At 46.1% G+C, this 16,387-nt stretch carries 10 protein-coding genes and 2 pseudogenes; 6 read left to right on the forward strand and 6 right to left on the reverse strand.

Going from position 1 to position 16,387, the window contains the following annotated elements:
• Positions 1–185: 185 nt before the first annotated feature.
• The 3 genes from QUB13_RS11905 to QUB13_RS11915 all read right to left on the reverse strand — a co-directional run bounded on the left by QUB13_RS11905 (position 186) and on the right by QUB13_RS11915 (position 9,468).
• A complete protein-coding gene (locus QUB13_RS11905) occupies positions 186–6,869 on the reverse strand; it encodes a CHAT domain-containing protein (protein ID WP_333380866.1) in 6,684 nt (2,227 codons plus the stop codon).
• 748 nt (positions 6,870–7,617) lie between these two features.
• Positions 7,618–9,102 carry a glutamate synthase small subunit gene (gltD, locus tag QUB13_RS11910; RefSeq protein WP_333380868.1) on the reverse strand — a complete coding sequence of 495 codons (1,485 nt, stop codon included), beginning with the start codon at positions 9,100–9,102 and terminating at the stop codon, positions 7,618–7,620.
• A gap of 117 nt (positions 9,103–9,219) precedes the next feature.
• A complete protein-coding gene (locus QUB13_RS11915) occupies positions 9,220–9,468 on the reverse strand; it encodes a hypothetical protein (protein WP_333380870.1) in 249 nt (82 codons plus the stop codon).
• A gap of 149 nt (positions 9,469–9,617) precedes the next feature.
• On the opposite strand from QUB13_RS11915, the gene QUB13_RS11920 reads away from it, so the two are divergent.
• Positions 9,618–10,649 carry a sulfate/molybdate ABC transporter ATP-binding protein gene (locus QUB13_RS11920; protein WP_333380872.1) on the forward strand — a complete coding sequence of 344 codons (1,032 nt, stop codon included), beginning with the start codon at positions 9,618–9,620 and terminating at the stop codon, positions 10,647–10,649.
• A gap of 66 nt (positions 10,650–10,715) precedes the next feature.
• Here QUB13_RS11920 and QUB13_RS30445 read toward each other — a convergent pair.
• A pseudogene (locus QUB13_RS30445) lies at positions 10,716–10,991 on the reverse strand (phage integrase N-terminal SAM-like domain-containing protein).
• A 387-nt stretch (positions 10,992–11,378) separates the two neighbouring features.
• On the opposite strand from QUB13_RS30445, the gene QUB13_RS11925 reads away from it, so the two are divergent.
• Positions 11,379–12,266, forward strand: coding sequence for an HNH endonuclease (locus tag QUB13_RS11925; RefSeq protein ID WP_333380874.1), 888 nt, complete (start codon positions 11,379–11,381; stop codon positions 12,264–12,266).
• Between the two features lie 129 nt (positions 12,267–12,395).
• Here QUB13_RS11925 and QUB13_RS11930 read toward each other — a convergent pair whose 3' ends face one another.
• Positions 12,396–12,947, reverse strand: a complete 552-nt coding sequence (locus QUB13_RS11930) for an REP-associated tyrosine transposase (RefSeq protein ID WP_333380876.1) — start codon at positions 12,945–12,947, stop codon at positions 12,396–12,398.
• A gap of 104 nt (positions 12,948–13,051) precedes the next feature.
• Here QUB13_RS11930 and QUB13_RS11935 point away from each other — a divergent pair.
• The 3 genes and pseudogenes from QUB13_RS11935 to QUB13_RS11945 all read left to right on the forward strand — a co-directional run.
• Positions 13,052–13,693: pseudogene (locus tag QUB13_RS11935) on the forward strand (sensor histidine kinase); the annotation flags it as partial.
• A gap of 123 nt (positions 13,694–13,816) precedes the next feature.
• Entirely contained in the window at positions 13,817–14,578 is a 762-nt protein-coding gene (cysE, locus tag QUB13_RS11940) for a serine O-acetyltransferase (RefSeq protein WP_333380878.1), read from the forward strand.
• Positions 14,579–14,664: 86 nt separating this feature from the next.
• Positions 14,665–15,249, forward strand: a complete 585-nt coding sequence (locus tag QUB13_RS11945) for a Crp/Fnr family transcriptional regulator (protein ID WP_333380880.1) — start codon at positions 14,665–14,667, stop codon at positions 15,247–15,249.
• A gap of 338 nt (positions 15,250–15,587) precedes the next feature.
• Here QUB13_RS11945 and QUB13_RS11950 read toward each other — a convergent pair whose 3' ends face one another.
• Positions 15,588–15,824 (reverse strand): hypothetical protein, encoded by a 237-nt coding sequence (locus QUB13_RS11950; protein WP_333380882.1) that lies wholly within the window; start codon positions 15,822–15,824, stop codon positions 15,588–15,590.
• A gap of 101 nt (positions 15,825–15,925) precedes the next feature.
• Here QUB13_RS11950 and QUB13_RS11955 point away from each other — a divergent pair, with 101 nt between their 5' ends.
• Complete coding sequence (locus QUB13_RS11955; RefSeq protein ID WP_333380884.1) at positions 15,926–16,372, forward strand: RrF2 family transcriptional regulator; 447 nt, start codon at positions 15,926–15,928, stop codon at positions 16,370–16,372.
• The last annotated feature ends 15 nt before the right edge of the window (positions 16,373–16,387 follow it).

Genomic DNA, 16,387 nt, shown 5'->3' on the forward strand with positions numbered 1-16,387 from the left:
TCAACCCCTACTCCCCTTCTTAAGGGGGATTTAGGGGGATCTCCGGGGCATAAATATGTTAAGTGAACCGTATTGGCTTATAACTTATATCATGTCCGGTTGATTAGCATAAAGGTTAGCTCGTGCGGAGTAAAGTCCGCACTACTAACCAATCTTATTGTTAAAATTAGATGCGCGCCAGTTTATTACCAAGGACTGCCAATTATTGTAAATCCTGCCCAAAATTTTGGGTGAGATAAATCTGAATTTGCTACTTGTTCGACTTTGGTAAGATCGATCGCCCTTTGAGTTCCCACCAACTTACCATCTTTAAATACTACCTGTTTGCGAATCATCGCCAGTTGAGCTTGTCTCAGGGCTTCAGCTTTAATCGGAGCCGATCGCAAATTAGCATAAAACTCCGTCATCAGCGCCAAAGTCGTAACATCCTTAACCTTCCACAAACTGGCCAAAGCTGATTTTACACCGCTGCCGACTGCCAGCCCAGCAAAACCCATTTCCGCTGTCGGATCGCCGATCGCAGTTTCGCACGCACTCAGCACCAATAACTGTACTTGTCGGGGATAGTACCACTTAGCCAACCGAAATTCATCCAGCGGCAAAGAGCGCTTCCAAAAATCAATTTCAGCTTCGCTGCGCCCGTATTGATTTTGCGGAAAACTCGCGTGAGTAGCCAAGTGAATAATATCAAAAGATTCTTGCTGGCGCTGTTTTATGAGATTTTCTACAGTAAAATCTTGATTGAGAAAAAAGCGGCCAGGCCACAAGGGCAATTCCGCAGGATTTTGCCCCTTACCGATTGTACCGGCGATCGCAGCTAATTCGATCGGCACTGCAGGCAAAGCAAGTTTATCGATAAATACCGAAGCACCCATTGCCAAAACTTTCGCGTTTTTCAAACTTTGATAACTCGTGCTAGTCAAGCTAACACTGGGAATTGAGCCGAGGCTGTACTTTTCTACTAAAAATTGCTGGCCGTCGTGCAAAGCAGCTAGCGGCAACTGGCGCAAACCCGCATCGAAAGAAAACACTAACGTATCGACATTTAACGCTTCTATATCTGAACTAATCGGCGCAATTAACCACTGGTAAAGTTTCTGAGCAATTGGCAAATATCTTGTATCTGCTGCATCATTTGGCTTAGCCAAAAAGTGGTGAAACTCTTTCACTGTTTTTAGCAAAGTTTCGCTGTTGACAGGAATTTTTTTGATAATCGGAGGGCCGTCGGGAACTACTAATACTAGCCACAATGCTTCAAAACGGACTAGCGCGTAAACAATAACCGCTTGCTTCCCGGTTTCCTCTTTGATTGTTTTGAGAGTTTCTTTCAGATATTCAATAGTTACTTGTTGGTCGGTCAAATCTTCGCCATAATAATTTTCATAATCTTGTTCAAACAGTTTATCAATTAGACCAACAGCATCATTACCATTACCTTGGTCTAATGTTTGTTCGACGCTCAACCTGCTAATTTCTAAGGGAAAAAGATTAGGGATGGCTGCGGGTGCGGTTGTTGGTGCGGGTGCGGGAGTTGGTGCGGGAGTTGGTGCGGGCGCGGGAGTTGGCACGGGTGCGGGTGCGGGAGTTGGTGCTGGAGTTGGTGCGGGGGCGGGAGTTGGCGCCGGTGCTGGAGTTGGTGCGGGAGTTGGCGAAAAAGTGATTTGGGGAATGTTGGCCAACCAATCAGGCTCTATTTGAGCAACTGGCGGCTCAATAGGCGCAGGATCGGGAGTTGAGACTATCCATCCGTCCGGTTGTTCTGTAGCAGAAGAACCAAGTTCTGGCGGATTTTCTGGCGGCTTTTCCGAAGGCGGTATAAAAGTAAGATTGGGTGCTTTCTCAAGGGGCGGTGGTGTGAGCGAAAAGTTGTTCTTTGAATCGGAAAATGCCCATTCAAAAGTGTTGCCTCCGGTTTCAGGATTTGGGGTGATGGTGGTTTTTGCTGCTAATAAATCGCCAATTAACAAGCCTAATTGCTGTTGCGGAGTTTGGCTTTGAGTGGGTGCGAGAATCGGTGCGGGAATCGGTGCGGGAACGGGTGAAACAGAAGGTGCAGGTACGGGTTGAATTTGTCCTACAGGCGGGTTGTAAGGGGCTTGAAGGGTTGCGGAGGCTGGATTTTGCCCGATCGCACTTGGAGAAGCGATCGCACTTGGAGGAGCGATCGCACTTGGAGGAGCGACGGGGGCGGTGAGTTGGGCGATCGAGGGAATTGTCGGCGTGACGGATATTCGGGCGGCTGCGCCCGGTGTGGTTGGTGTAGAAGGCTGGGTGGGAAGCCTGCGGGGCGGCAGTGTAAAGAAATTGGTGTTTAGCAATTCTTCGAGTTCGGGAAAATTCTCGAAGACGGGCGCGGGTGCGGGTGTTGGTGAGGGAGTGGAAGATGGAGTTTGGTCGATCGGGCGATCGGGTATTGGGGATGCAGTCGCCGTCGGTGACGCCGTTTCAGTTGCCGGTGACGGCGAGGGAACAGCCGTCGGTGCGGTTCTTGTAGCTAGGGTTATGGGCGAGGGAACAGCCCTCGGTGCGGGTGTGGCGGCGGCTGTTGGAGATGGAGTCGCCGTCGGCGCGGGTGTGGCGGCGGCTGTTGGAGATGGAGTCGCCGTCGGTGCGGGTGTGGTGGCGGGTGTGGCGGCGGCTGTTGGAGATGGAGTCGCCGTCGGTGCGGGTGTGGTGGCGGGTGTGGCTGCGGCTGTTGGAGATGGAGTCGCCGTCGGCGCGGGTGTGGCGGCGGGTGTGGCGGCGACTGTTGGAGATGGAGTCGCCGTCGGCGCGGGTGTTGGTACGGGCGTAATGGGTGAGGGAACCGAGTTAATTTGAATGCGCTCGCGATTGGATGCGAGACTGGGGTCTTGTCTGTGAGTGTAGGTATAACCGATCTCAGGCAAAATCGTTTGTATGGGATTGCTATTTCCTCTAGTAAGTGCGCCAGCAGTTCCATTTTTGTCGGAATTGCCGACAATAAAAGGCGTGATTCCCGCGCCCCCGTGGTTGATAATTATGAAGCCGCCGCGATCGTCTCCTGGACTGGCGGCCGTAGAGATGCTAGCATTGATGCTGTTTCTGTCTGAGAACGAATTGGGCGATCGAAAAAACCTTTGAGTCAAAATCAAAACATCTCCGCCCCTACCGCTTTCCATACTTTCAGCGTTAATTAAACTCAGAACAATGTCGCCCGCACTGCTGCGGTTAATCGCGCTGACATTGCCAGCATTTCCCTTAGCCGAAGAGTCAACTTCTCCAGCATTAATATTACCATTGGCATCGAGAAATATATTGCCGCCATTACCAGCGGCCGAAGTGTTGATATTGCCTGCTGTGATATTAGTTCCCGCATTCAAATCAATATTGCTACCATTATTTTGGGAAGTCGAGTCAAGATTTCCTGTTTTAATTTCTCCCTGTTCGCTATACAAAGAAATCCCGGCTTCCGAGGTGATGTTTTGAGCGGTAATGTTATTAGTTGCAGCAATATTTATCGCCGCCGTATTTTCGGGAATATCATCTTGAATATTGACGCTGTTGAGAGGAGTCAGGCTGCCGATCGCACCGCCAAACTGAACAACTCCCGCATTTGGCTTGACCGCGAGATTGTACGGCCCGTCAATTGTAGAATTAAAAGTAATGTCGCCCATCTCCAGAATGTTAACAGAGAGGTTCTCAGACAATGTTACCGGAGCAGCAAATGTAATATTGTTGCGGTTAGTTTCGATAATTCCGCCCGCAGTAATACTATTTGCCTGAATATCTATATTGCCGCCATTCACAGTGGTGCTGGGAGCAAAAGTGCGGGAATTAATACTAGATGTCGCCACATTTTCTTTAGCATTTATGACAACATTTCCGCCTTTGCCATTGGCCGCGGCAGTAATCAGCGGGCCAGCAGTTGTGTCAATATTACCGCCGCTTTGAATGCGAAGATTGCCGCTATTGGCGCTGAATCCGGTTAATAATAAAGCGCTACCAATTCCGGCCGTACTGATGTTAGTTCCAGCTTCTAGGGAAATATTGCCGCCGCTGTTGCCGCCGATTGCGTTGAGAAGTCCGGCCGTAGTATCGATCGCCCCGCCACTTTTAAACGTGATTGAGCCGCCGTCTTGATTGCCGATCGCGCGGATGTCGCTGGTAGTAATATTTCCCCCAGCATTTAAATTAACAGTGCCGCCTGTGTTAGTTTTTTTATCGGCAGATAAACCGTCATAACTTGTCAGTAGCTGACCTGTTGTAATGCTGCCATTGCTATTAGTAAAATTGAGATTTCCGCCCCGAATTCCTGATACTAATACATTGCCTGTATTAATGTCACCGCTAGTGGTAGATAAAGTAATGTTGCTGCCATTCCCCTTAACGGAATTACCTGCGATTGCAGTTCCTTCTGTCGGCGTTTTGATGCCGGTGCTGGCTTGAATGGTAATATTGCCAGCAGCGCGATCGCCCGTGGTGTCGATCGCCCCGGTATCTATGGAACCGGCGGTGCTCGTAAGGGCGATCGGGCCGCCGTCTTGATTTGCCATTACGCTGAGATTGCCCGTCGTAATATTGCGATCGGCTTTTAAAGTAATTGATCCACCATTTTCTGGGTTAAAAATAGTAGCATTTCCTGACTCCTGAGAGCTAGTTGTATTTAATTTTCCAGTAGTGATACTGCCATTCGTGCTAGTAAAATTAATGCTACCACCTCGCAATATCCCGTAGTTTAATACGTTACCTGTTCTAATATTCCCACTGGTAGAGATGGTAACATTGCCACCCTTACCGCCATCTGAAGAATTATTTATATCGCCAAGCTGAATATTGCCATTGATGCTCGTAATATTGATATTTGCACCATCTAATGTAGATTCACCTAGGCTCTCTGCACCTATATAAGCTACGTTAATGTTACGATTTGCCTGTAACGTTACAGAACCAGGACTGCTGGACAAAGCGCTATTTCCAGTGGTTATATGTACGCCGCTGGGAGGAAAAATAATAGATCCTTGTTCGCTGATGATGGTAACATTACCACTACTGCCAGTAGGTATTACGTCAGGAACTCCTCCTGCAAAACTCTCTATGCAAAAACTAGGGGAATCACAGTCTAAAGTAATATCGTTTTTTGCTTTGAGACTAATATCACCCGATCCACGGGTTCCGAAAGAATGTATATCGGCAGTAGTAATGCTGCCACCTGCATTCACATTAATATCACCGCCACTGCCATTGGTATTTGTATTTATAGTAGTAATTCTACCTGTAGAAATGTTGCCCCCAGCAGTCAAAGATATATAACCAGCATTACCCCCAAAAGCGTCTGCCACAATCAGGCCCGTTTGAATGTTGCCTGCGGCTTGCATAATTACAGGGCCTACGTTATTAGAATTACTTGCATAAGTATCAATCTTTCCAACTACTTGAATGTTGCCACCCGATCGCAAAATCACCGATCGCGAATTGCCCAAAATAAATTCATCTGTACCCGTAGTAGCGCCAGCATAAGTTGCATCGACACTCGTAATATTGATATCTCCATTAAAAGTAATATTTCCAGTACCCGAAGTCGTATCTACCTTGAGGGATGCACCACTGTAACCCCCTGAAGTATAATCACCAGGCTGTGTAAAAATCGGATCGTACAAACTGGTAAAATTAGCAGGTTGACCCGACAAATCGAGAATTGACATATTACTGCCACTGCGAAAATGAGAATCTGTAGATATGATGCCATCACTCGCCAAAGTCAAATTTCCACCGCTAATAAACGGCGTTTCCGAAAGATGATTCAGCGCCAAAATATCAATACTTCTATTACCTTGAATATAAAGATTGCCGCCAGCATTCGCCACAAACGGATTCGCCACACTGTCGCGCACCCGCACTGTATCGTCAGCCAGCAAACTCAAATCACCAGTTGTACGCAACAGACTTTCAACTAACGTCAAATTGCCATTAGCTGACAGAGTTGCATTCTGGGCAGTTACTTCTTTAGCAACAACATCCCCATTCTCTACCTGCACGCCACCAGTTAATTCTACTTGCCCTTGAGCATTCACTATCACCCCCGTTGCACTTCCCGCACCACCAGTCAACAACTGCGGCAAAGATGCAACTGGTAACACCCAACTTTGCGGCAAACTACCAGCCACAGATTGCGGTTGAATCTCCAAACTCAATAAATTTCCCGGCTGACTAATTCTAACTAAACTTTGACCCGGAACCGCCGCCACCATAATATTTCCTCCAGGTGCAGCAAGTTGTCCCGCACTCAAAACCGTGCCGCCCAACAAACTAATATTTTGTCCCTGATTCACCGCCAAATTACCAAGATTAATAATTCCTCCCGGCTGTAGATTTGTAAAAGCAAAAGTATTCGGATTTTCGACTAAATCTGTATAATTATTCGTACCAACCGCACTAAACCAATTATTGCCCAAACCGATTCCTGTTGCAGTAGTCGCCGTGAAAGAACCGGGAATATTCAAACTAGAATTTGCACCAAAAACAATCCCCGCCGGATTCATTAAAAATAAATTAACATTGCCGCCCGTAACTTGAATTATGCCGTTAATCAGCGAAGCATCACCGCCGACAACTCGCCCTAAAATATTGCGGATATTGGGATTTGAGATAAAATTTGCAGTTTGTCCTTGAGTTAAACCAAATTGTTGGAAACTGTGAAACAAATTAGTGCCATCGCCGGATTGTTGGCCGCCTTGGATGTTGAATTGATTGCCATTCGGTGTGATTTTAGTATTTGTGCCGTCAGCAGCGGGAGTAATTTGGGCCGTGGCTGTTTGGGATGGGGTGAAAAGTCCGATTTCCCCAGTTACTAAGCTGGTAAAAGAGAGGAATGTTAAGATAAATATATTTTTTGTATTGGCTAATTTCATGATTTTTATTATTAAATTAGATTGCGATAATAAATTTCTCAATAATACATAATATCACAATCTTGTAGGGGTTCCCCTCCCCCAAATATTTGACACCCAACGACGAATCGTATAAACCCGCCCCACCACAAGATTAATTCAAATATACCAATCCCGTAGATACTGTTGACTGTTGACTGTTAACTGTTAACTGTTAACTGTTAACATCATGTATGAGTGCAAGCGGAATTGGTACGATCTGTGCTTGTTGTTTGAGGTACTCCAAATGTTATTGAGTAAGTCCAGCCACAGTCGCTGTGGCTGTTTCTCAACGGTTTTGTTCTGCTGTCATCATTTTTTGTAAGGAATCGAGTCGCTGCAATAGGGCTTGTAATATCGTTTCCCATAGCATCGGAATTATATATTTTAATCATTGATAGTGCGAGCGTCCCCGAAGAGCGAAGTCGATCGCTCTTCGGGGACGCTCGCACTATAATTTCTAGCGAAACTTGTACCAAGCTATGAAACTTTTCTGGTTTCTTTAGATTTGCGTTGCTAGCGATGCGATCGCCTGTTTCTTTTAATATACAAGGGGTGGGTTCACCAAAATCTCTGACACCAAACCACAAACTATCTAAACCCGCCGTTCCCCACCCAAATATTACGTCAGGATTTAGGTCATTTCGCGGTATTGGGGCGGGTTTACAGAATTTTGGGTTTGTTGCCTCAAAATGTTGATTAACCCGCCCCTATCGGCTCTATCAATCCACTAAGGTAAATCCGTCTCACCCATCAAATAAAGGTCGCACTCGCGGGCCACGCCGCGCCCTTCATTAATCGCCCAAACAATCAAACTTTGTCCCCGGCGACAGTCACCAGCCGCGAAAACTCCCGGAATGCTGGTGGTATATTTTTCGTGCTCGGCTTTTATATTGCTGCGCGCGTCGCGTTCCAATCCCAAGTCATCCAGCAAGGGCTGTTCCGGGCCCAGGAAGCCCATCGCCAGCAACACAAGCTGCGCCGGCAACACTTTCTCGGTGCCCGCGATTTGCTTCGGAATGAACTGTCCTTTTTCGTTTTTCGCCCACTCCACCTCAACGGTGTGCACGGCTTTGACGTTGCCGTTTTCGTCGCCCTCGAACCTTGTCGCCGTGGTGAGATAGCCGCGGGGGTCATCGCCGAATTTGGCTGCGGCTTCTTCTTGGCCGTAATCCAAGCGGTAGACTTTCGGCCATTCGGGCCAGGGATTGTTGGCGGCCCGTTCCGTGGGCGGTTTGGGGAGGATTTCTAGCTGTACCAAGCTTTTGCAGCCGTGGCGGATGGAGGTGCCCACGCAGTCGGTGCCTGTGTCGCCACCGCCGATAATCACGATATCTTTGCCTTCGGCGGAGATGAAGTTGTCGTTGGTGCTCTTGTCTAAAACTGCTTTGGTGTTCGCTGTCAAAAAGTCCATCGCGAAATGGATGCCTTTTAATTCCCGGCCTTCGATTCCTAAGTCGCGGGGTTTTGTCGCGCCGGTACAGAGGACAACTGAGTCGTATTCTTTTAGCAGTTGTTCGGCTGGTAAGTCTTTCCCAACTTCGGTGTTGCAAACGAATGTCACGCCTTCGTCTTCGAGGACTTTGAGGCGGCGCATCACGACTTGTTCTTTGTCTAGCTTCATGTTGGGGATGCCGTACATTAGCAGGCCTCCCGGTCGATCGGCTCTTTCGTATACAGTTACCAAATGACCTGCTTTGTTCAGTTGCGCTGCAGCCGACAAACCGGCGGGCCCGGAACCGATGACGGCGATTTTTTTGCCGGTGCGTTTGGCGGGTGGTTCGGCGGTAATCCAGCCTTCATCCCAGCCTTTGTCGATAATTGCGACTTCGATGTTTTTGATTGTCACCGGCGGGTTGTTGATGCCGAGCACGCAAGCGCCTTCGCAGGGGGCGGGACAGACTCTGCCGGTGAATTCGGGGAAGTTGTTGGTTTTGTGGAGTCTGTCAAGGGCTTCTTTCCAGAGTCCGCGATATACTAGGTCGTTCCATTCGGGGATGAGGTTGTTGATCGGGCAGCCGCTGGCCATGCCGCTAATCAGGGAACCCGTGTGGCAAAATGGAATGCCGCAGTCCATGCAGCGCGCGCCTTGGCTGCGGAGTTTGTCTTCCTCCATCGGTAGGTGAAATTCGTCCCAGTTGTGGACTCTCTCGACTGGTGAGAGTTCGGAGGGCAATTCGCGCAAGAATTCGATAAAGCCTGTTGGTTTTCCCATAGTGGTGTTTTGGTTAGAACTTATTCTTGGTAGTTTCTCAAAGGTGAAGCTGGCGGGCTTCTGAATTAACTATTGTGATCTAAATTGTGTGCGATCGCAGCTCAGATTGAGCAATTCCTACCTGAAATTTTCAATATCGCCGGGAGTCGGGGAATTGTCGGCAGCCGTCAAATTATCGATCGACAGCAAAGAAACCCGGTTTTTGAGCGGGATTAAAGATTTTAAAGGTTTTGATCCAGTATTTTCGTCCATCAAGCCCGGTTTTTGCGTATTTTCAGCATTGCTGATTATCGGGCGATCGCCCACGGGCGATCGTCCCACCTCTCGAAACCCTCGCGGGTTAACTCTTCCGACTCTTAGCCTCAACTTTCAAGCGCCGTCCCCATCAGGAGGGCTGGAAATACAATACAAAAAGTTACAGACCTTGCAAAATATTATTTTCAGGATATACTACTGTAAATCTGTCGAGTAAGTGGGGTTTGGCTTGTCAACTCCTAAAATAAGTAAATAAACTCATGAGCATTAAAGTTCAGAACGTATCGAAACACTTCGGCTCCTTTCACGCCATTGACAACGTGAATTTGGAAATTAAAAGTGGCTCTTTAGTCGCGCTGTTGGGGCCTTCCGGTTCCGGGAAATCGACTCTGCTGAGGATGATTGCGGGACTCGAACCGCCTGACACGGGTCATATTTACCTGATCGGCGAGGATGCTACCCAGCAGTCGGTGCAGGAACGGCATATTGGTTTTGTGTTTCAGCACTACGCTTTGTTCAAACACATGACTATTAAGAAAAATATTGCTTTTGCGATGGAAATTCGCAAAGTTGCTAAAAACTCAATTAGCAGGCGGGTTGATGAACTTTTGGATTTAGTGCAGTTGACAGGTTTGGGCGATCGCTATCCTTCGCAACTTTCCGGCGGCCAGCGGCAGCGCGTGGCTTTGGCGAGAGCTTTAGCAGTTCAACCAAAAGTGCTGCTGTTAGACGAACCTTTTGGAGCATTAGATGCTAAAGTCCGCAAAGAATTGCGATCGTGGCTGCACAACCTTCATAAAGAAGTTAACATCACCACAGTTTTTGTCACCCACGACCAAGAAGAAGCTATGGAAGTAGCCGATGAAATTGTGGTGATGAACAAAGGTAGAGTCGAACAAGTTGGCACTCCTGCTGAAATTTACGACAAACCCGCAACAGCTTTTGTGATGAGTTTTATTGGGCCTGTAAATGTGCTGCCAAATACTGCGGGTTTGTTCGCCAGCAACGGCACAACGGCTCACAATAATGGAGCCGCCCATTCTGATTTAGTGTTTTTGCGCCCCCACGATGTGGAAATTCAAACTAATCCACAGTCTGGTTTTGCCTTAGCAAAAGTCAGCCGCATCATTCATTTAGGACGGGAGATTCAAACCGAATTAGTGTTAGAATCGGATCAGGTAGTAACAGCTTACGTAAGTCGCGAGCGCTTCGATCATCTACAGTTAAAGCGAGAGCAACAGGTTTATGTCAAGCCCAAACACGCGATGACTTTTCCAGCTTATTCAATTTAAAATCAGCGGCTGGATCTTGCTCAAAATACTATCGGGGAGCTTTTACAAAACACTGCTGCCACATCGTTACCAGGCTTGTGTCTGGTAATGCTGTCTCGTGGCTCTAAATCGGAGGCAGAGCCGACTTCTTTTTTCTCTTACCGCATCAACCTGTAAATCTAACTCTTGTTTGAGAACTTCCTTATACAAAAATAAAATACCACTTAAAGCCTGATTTTGAGTTGAAGCAGCGACATTTTATTGTACGACTAAATAAATTAAAAATTCTTCAATTTTTTTGCCACCCATTTCTCTAGGATGTCGTTTATTATGGAATAAAATATAGCATTTAATCCAATTAATGTAGCTTTTTTCGTTTGGTAAGAGTAATGCTTCAGACGAATGACATCACTTACTTGTTCAAGGAGTTTTTTGGGACGTTGTTTCATAAGATGAGATCCAGAATGTTTCTTGATAGTATGACTATCTGGTATGTTATCCCGAAAGTTTCTGGTTGTTATCGGAGAATATACGGAATGTTTCTAGCTATCATCCTCCATGGGGTGATTATCCCGAAAGTTTCGGCTTTTTGTTCCATTGGGGTTGACTAGACGGAAAGTTTCGGTATAATAAATACTTAGCTGGCTGCGTTTCAGGATAGTTACTTATTTGAATTTGGTAGGCAAAGCTTTCACAGGCGTTAACCTGGATAGTTCAATTAAACTACTTGTGCTATAACGTAGAAAATTATTGGAAAATAAAACGACAGCTTTTGTAGTGCGAAGAGGTTTTTGGAGCATGCGCTGTATTTTTTGCAAAAGCGACTCAAGCAAATCCAAGAGTGTCGAGCATATTATTCCTGAATCCCTCGGTAACACCACGAAAGTGCTTCCAAAAGGAATTGTCTGCGATAAATGTAACAACTACTTCGCACGTAAAGTGGAGCAACCTTTTCTTGAAGCTCCAGCGTTGAAGTCTCTCCGTTTTCACCAAGCTATTCCTAATAAAAGGCAGAGAGTACCGCCCTTGACAGGGATCTTTTCATCCGAATTTCCGGTGACTTCATATCGCTATTTAGAAGGGGCGTTTGCAGGATTAGTAGATATGCCGCCGGAAGCTATCAAAGTCCTTTTTGAAAGAAAGGGTGGGGAAATAATCTTTTCGGGGCATGATGAGCCTCCACCAGACAGAATCGTCTCAAGGTTTTTGGCTAAAGTAGCTCTCGAATTGATGGCTTTACGTATCTTAGAAGCCTGCAAAGAGATTGACGACTTAAATGCTTCTGACGGAATCGACTACTTAGTCAATGAAGCACAGCTAGATCTTCTTAGGAACCACGCTCGTCGAGGAGATACACCTGATTGGCCATACAATTCACGTCGTATTTATAAGCCTAATGAGAAATGGATCGATGAATTTGGCTCGGATGTCCAAATCGTTCATGAGTCTGATATTCTTCAGACAAGTTGGGGCGAATGGTTTTGCGTTTTGGCTATTTTCGGTTTAGAGCTTGTAATCAACTGCGGTGGTCCTGAGATTCAGGGCTATCACCGTTGGTTATCAGAAAATAATGGTGATAGCCCTTTATACTCTGGAAAAAATAAGATGTCGTCTAAGCTGAGACGAATGCCCAGCTAACACTTCACGGCAGATATTGTAGGGTGCGTTACACTCCGTTAACGCACCATCAAATATACACAAATGTAACGCACCATCTTTATGTTAATTTAAGGTGTGTTACGCTGTCGCTAACAGACCCTACGACTGCTAATCATCCCAAGATCCTTGAGGTTTTTCCTTTCTGCCATCGCTTCCCCAATCAGGCGGATAAATTCCCTGAGCAATAAACCGATGAACACTAGAATACTCCCAATCTTGGGGATTTTCACACAATCCATGTCGAACCGGATTATCATGAATATAATCACAATGGAGCGCAAAATCCCGTTCATCCCGAATTAAATGCTCCCAAAACCGACGTTGCCAAAGATTACTTTCCCCTCGCTTTTGTCGTGATTGATAAACGGCTCGATTAACCCCTAATGCTTGTCCATAATGTTTGGTAACATAAGTTTTAATTAAGCGCAATCTCACCGACAAATCCTTATCATCAGGAGATAAAGTCCACAAACAATGGAAATGATCTGGTAATAAAACAAAAGCATCAATACAAAAAGGATATTTTTCCTTTACTTTTTCTATCGCTTCTCGGAGAGCTTTTCTCCCTATGTCACTACAAAGCCAAGAATCTCTTTGATAAGTGACTTGTGTGATGAAAGATGTACCTCCAGAAACATTAGGTCTTCGATAATTAGGCATAGGGAGCTAGTCAGGGTGAAATTAAATTATTCTTAAATTATTTATTGTATTGTCATATTGGTTGGTGCGTTACGGTGTCGCTAACACACCCTACAGTGCGATCGCTGCTGTCCTCGATGAAAATAGGAGCAGATCGCATTGTTCAAATAGTCCAATCTTTGCGGAACTTTTCTCGCTTAGATGAAAGCGAAATGAAACCTGTCAACATCCATGAAGGTATTGACAGCACTCTGCTAATTCTGCAAAGTCGCCTGAAAGCTACAGGCGATCGCCCGTCGATCGAGATTGTTAAAAACTACAGCAATTTACCTTTAGTAGAGTGCTATGCCGGACAATTAAATCAGGTGTTTATGAATATTCTGGCTAATGCGATCGACGCCCTTGAGAGTTACAACCTCGATCGCGGGCCTGCAGCAGCGAAAGCCAATCCGATCGCGATCGCCATCACCACAGAATATTCAAGTCCCGATCGCATAATTGTGCGAATCTCTGACAACGGCCCCGGCATGGCAGAAAATGTCAAAAAACGGCTGTTTGACCCGTTCTTTACGACGAAACCGGTCGGAAAAGGGACAGGATTGGGACTGTCAATCAGCTATAAAATTGTCGTAGAAAAGCACAAGGGTGTGCTGCGCTGCGATTCGACACCGGGATTGGGCACGGAATTCTCGATCGAGATTCCGCTGCGGCAAGAAGTCAGACAAGCAGTACCATTTGTTTCGCGGAAAATATCGGAGGCAGCTTAGAAAAGGCTGGGGGAAATTTTTTTTTCCATTAACTACTGTAATTAGGTCGGATTACAGTATTATATGTAATAATGCCACAATCAAGACTGCTTTAGGCAGCTTAAACCGTCGGCACTGCCAATAATGTATAACCAAAACACGGTGAGACTAAATATGTTCACTGACTTGCAAATTATCTACGAACGTGACCCAGCGGCCCGCAACTGGCTGGAAGTATTATTTTGCTATCCCGGACTCCAAGCACTTTTTTTGCACCGGACAGCACACTGGCTTTATTCCGCTGGCCTGCCGTTTGTACCGCGCTTGATTTCCCAACTCAGCCGCTTTTTAACAGGTATTGAGATCCACCCAGGAGCAAAAATTGGTAGGGGCGTGTTTATCGACCACGGTATGGGGGTGGTAATTGGCGAAACTGCGATCGTTGGAGATTATGCTGTAATTTATCAAGGAGTAACCCTTGGCGGCACGGGTAAAGATATAGGAAAACGGCATCCGACGCTGGGAGAAAATGTAGTGGTGGGAGCCGGTGCTAAAGTTTTAGGCAATATCCAAATTGGCAATAATGTTCGGATTGGTGCGGGTTCGGTAGTGCTGCGGGAAGTCCCTAGCGATTGCACAGTTGTGGGAATTCCCGGCCGCATCATTCCTCGCAAAAAGCAGGTGGAAGATGCTCAAAATTCTCAATACCTACCGGATTTGGAAGCTCAAGCGATTCGAGCTTTGTTCGATCGAATTAAGGATTTAGAAGACCAGGTTAATTTTTTCAATTCTCAACTATCTCCGCTGAGACCAACTGAATCAGAGCAAAAAGAGGCAGAAAAACATGAATTATTCATGTATTCTAATTTATTCATTACAGATTTTTTAGACGGTGCAGGAATCTAGGAAAGCTTGAATTTCTATAGATTTATGCGACCAACACTATCCTGCAGCATTGTACGAACTAACTTTAATTCCTTCAGTAACTGGCTATGACTATTGCTTCTCTTTCCACTAAAACTTTTGATGAAACGAGCAGACATATATTTTCTCGCCGATCGCACTTGCCGAACAGAAGCAATGCTTTGTGGCAAATTGAGACTGGAATAGTGCGAACTGTAACGTGGCTGGAAGATGGCACAATTATCACCTTGGGATTGTGGGGACCTGGTGATACGATCGGCAAACCAATATCAAAATGCGATCCTTTTCAAATTGAATGCCTCACTAAAGTCGAGGCAGTTCTATTATCTGTCGAGCGCTGGCTAAATAGAGATATTTTGCTCAATCACATTCAGCAAGCTGAAGATTTTATGATAATGCGAGGTTACAAAAGGGTTGACTTTATGCTCTATAAACTATTAACTTGGCTGGCTAAGAGATTTGGTTCTGAGGTAGATCGAGGACATCAGATCGATATGATTTTAACGCATCAGGACATTGCAGAAATCATCGGTACAAGTCGCGTAACTGTCACTCGCACCCTCGGTATTTTTCAACAGCAAGGTTTGATTGAGCGTCTGCCGCTCCACCGGATTATTCTGCAACCTTCAGAGGTGTGGCACTACGAAATATAATTTGCGTTTATTAAATTTTCTCATCCACTGGTCAATAAGTTCAAAAGCAAGGGTGACGATCGCACTTGCGTTTTTCTTGCTATTGATTTCTTTCTCCTCACTGCCAACAGATGCGATATCTCGCACCTGTTGGCTGCCCTTAAGTAGGTGAGTATGAACTCATATGTTGCACCATTCTCAATTAGCCTTTTATGAACAGGCAAGATGCCTGTTCCACAAGAAAATCTATTCTTTGTGGAACAGGCAAGATGCCTGTTCCTGACAATGGTGCAATATCTCAGTATGAATCAACTTAACGATGAGACAGGATATATCCGCCTACCTACTTAGCAGTTACTTTAAGGGGGCGGTATTGCCTCTAAAATACTCGCTCCCTCCAACATTTGAGACTTTCGGGATCTAGCCACTTCTGGGTGTTCCCAAGACTGTGCAAAGGGCGGAACCAAAAACGGACAAGCTTTCCACCCACCCTGTACCGCCACGCCGAGCATCTGGCAGGTTCCGCCCCTGTGTCCGTGCTGCTCGTAATACCGACAGTGCCGACAGCTTAAATTCCCTACATTTACGTTGCTCAAGAGATTTCTCCAACCATTTTTGTAATAAAAATATAATAACACCTGTACATCTACCGGAATTATGTACTATAATATATTTTACAATTTAAACTCGATCGCCAATGGGGAATCTGGAACTATCTTCTAGAGTAGAATATGCTCTGTTAGCGCTCTTGGAACTGGCGAGTCAGCACCCGAAGGATTCGCCCCTAACAGTGAACGAACTTACTGCTTCTCAAGAAATACCGGAACGCTATCTAGACCAAATTCTTGCCGTGCTGCGGCGTGCGAGTATCGTCCAGAGTCTGCGGGGCGCTAAAGGCGGTTATTTGCTGGCGAAAGAGCCTTGGCAGATTACTTTGCTAGAGGTGTTTTCGACTCTCGAAGGCGACGGCAACGGCCAGACTCAAAAAGTTTCGGAATCTCTAACAATAGAAAAAACTGCGGTGCTAGAAATCTGGCAGGAAGCTCAAAAGGCATCTTGGGATGTTTTGGGCAAATACACATTACAAGATTTGTGCGAACAGCGGGATGTTCGCAAACAAGCACATCCCATGTACTACATTTAACTGGAGAGAAATTAA

It is taken from the genome of Microcoleus sp. B4-D4, from assembly GCF_036705185.1.
Lineage (GTDB): Bacteria > Cyanobacteriota > Cyanobacteriia > Cyanobacteriales > Microcoleaceae > Microcoleus.

Excerpts from the sequence above, each read along its gene's own strand:
- QUB13_RS11905 (WP_333380866.1), bottom strand. The coding sequence starts at position 6,869 with ATGAAATTAGCCAATACAAAAAATATATTTATCTTAACATTCCTCTCT.
- gltD (WP_333380868.1), bottom strand. The coding sequence starts at position 9,102 with ATGGGAAAACCAACAGGCTTTATCGAATTCTTGCGCGAATTGCCCTCC.
- QUB13_RS11920 (WP_333380872.1), top strand. The coding sequence starts at position 9,618 with ATGAGCATTAAAGTTCAGAACGTATCGAAACACTTCGGCTCCTTTCAC.
- QUB13_RS11930 (WP_333380876.1), bottom strand. The coding sequence starts at position 12,947 with ATGCCTAATTATCGAAGACCTAATGTTTCTGGAGGTACATCTTTCATC.
- cysE (WP_333380878.1), top strand. The coding sequence starts at position 13,817 with ATGTATAACCAAAACACGGTGAGACTAAATATGTTCACTGACTTGCAA.
- QUB13_RS11945 (WP_333380880.1), top strand. The coding sequence starts at position 14,665 with ATGACTATTGCTTCTCTTTCCACTAAAACTTTTGATGAAACGAGCAGA.
- QUB13_RS11955 (WP_333380884.1), top strand. The coding sequence starts at position 15,926 with ATGGGGAATCTGGAACTATCTTCTAGAGTAGAATATGCTCTGTTAGCG.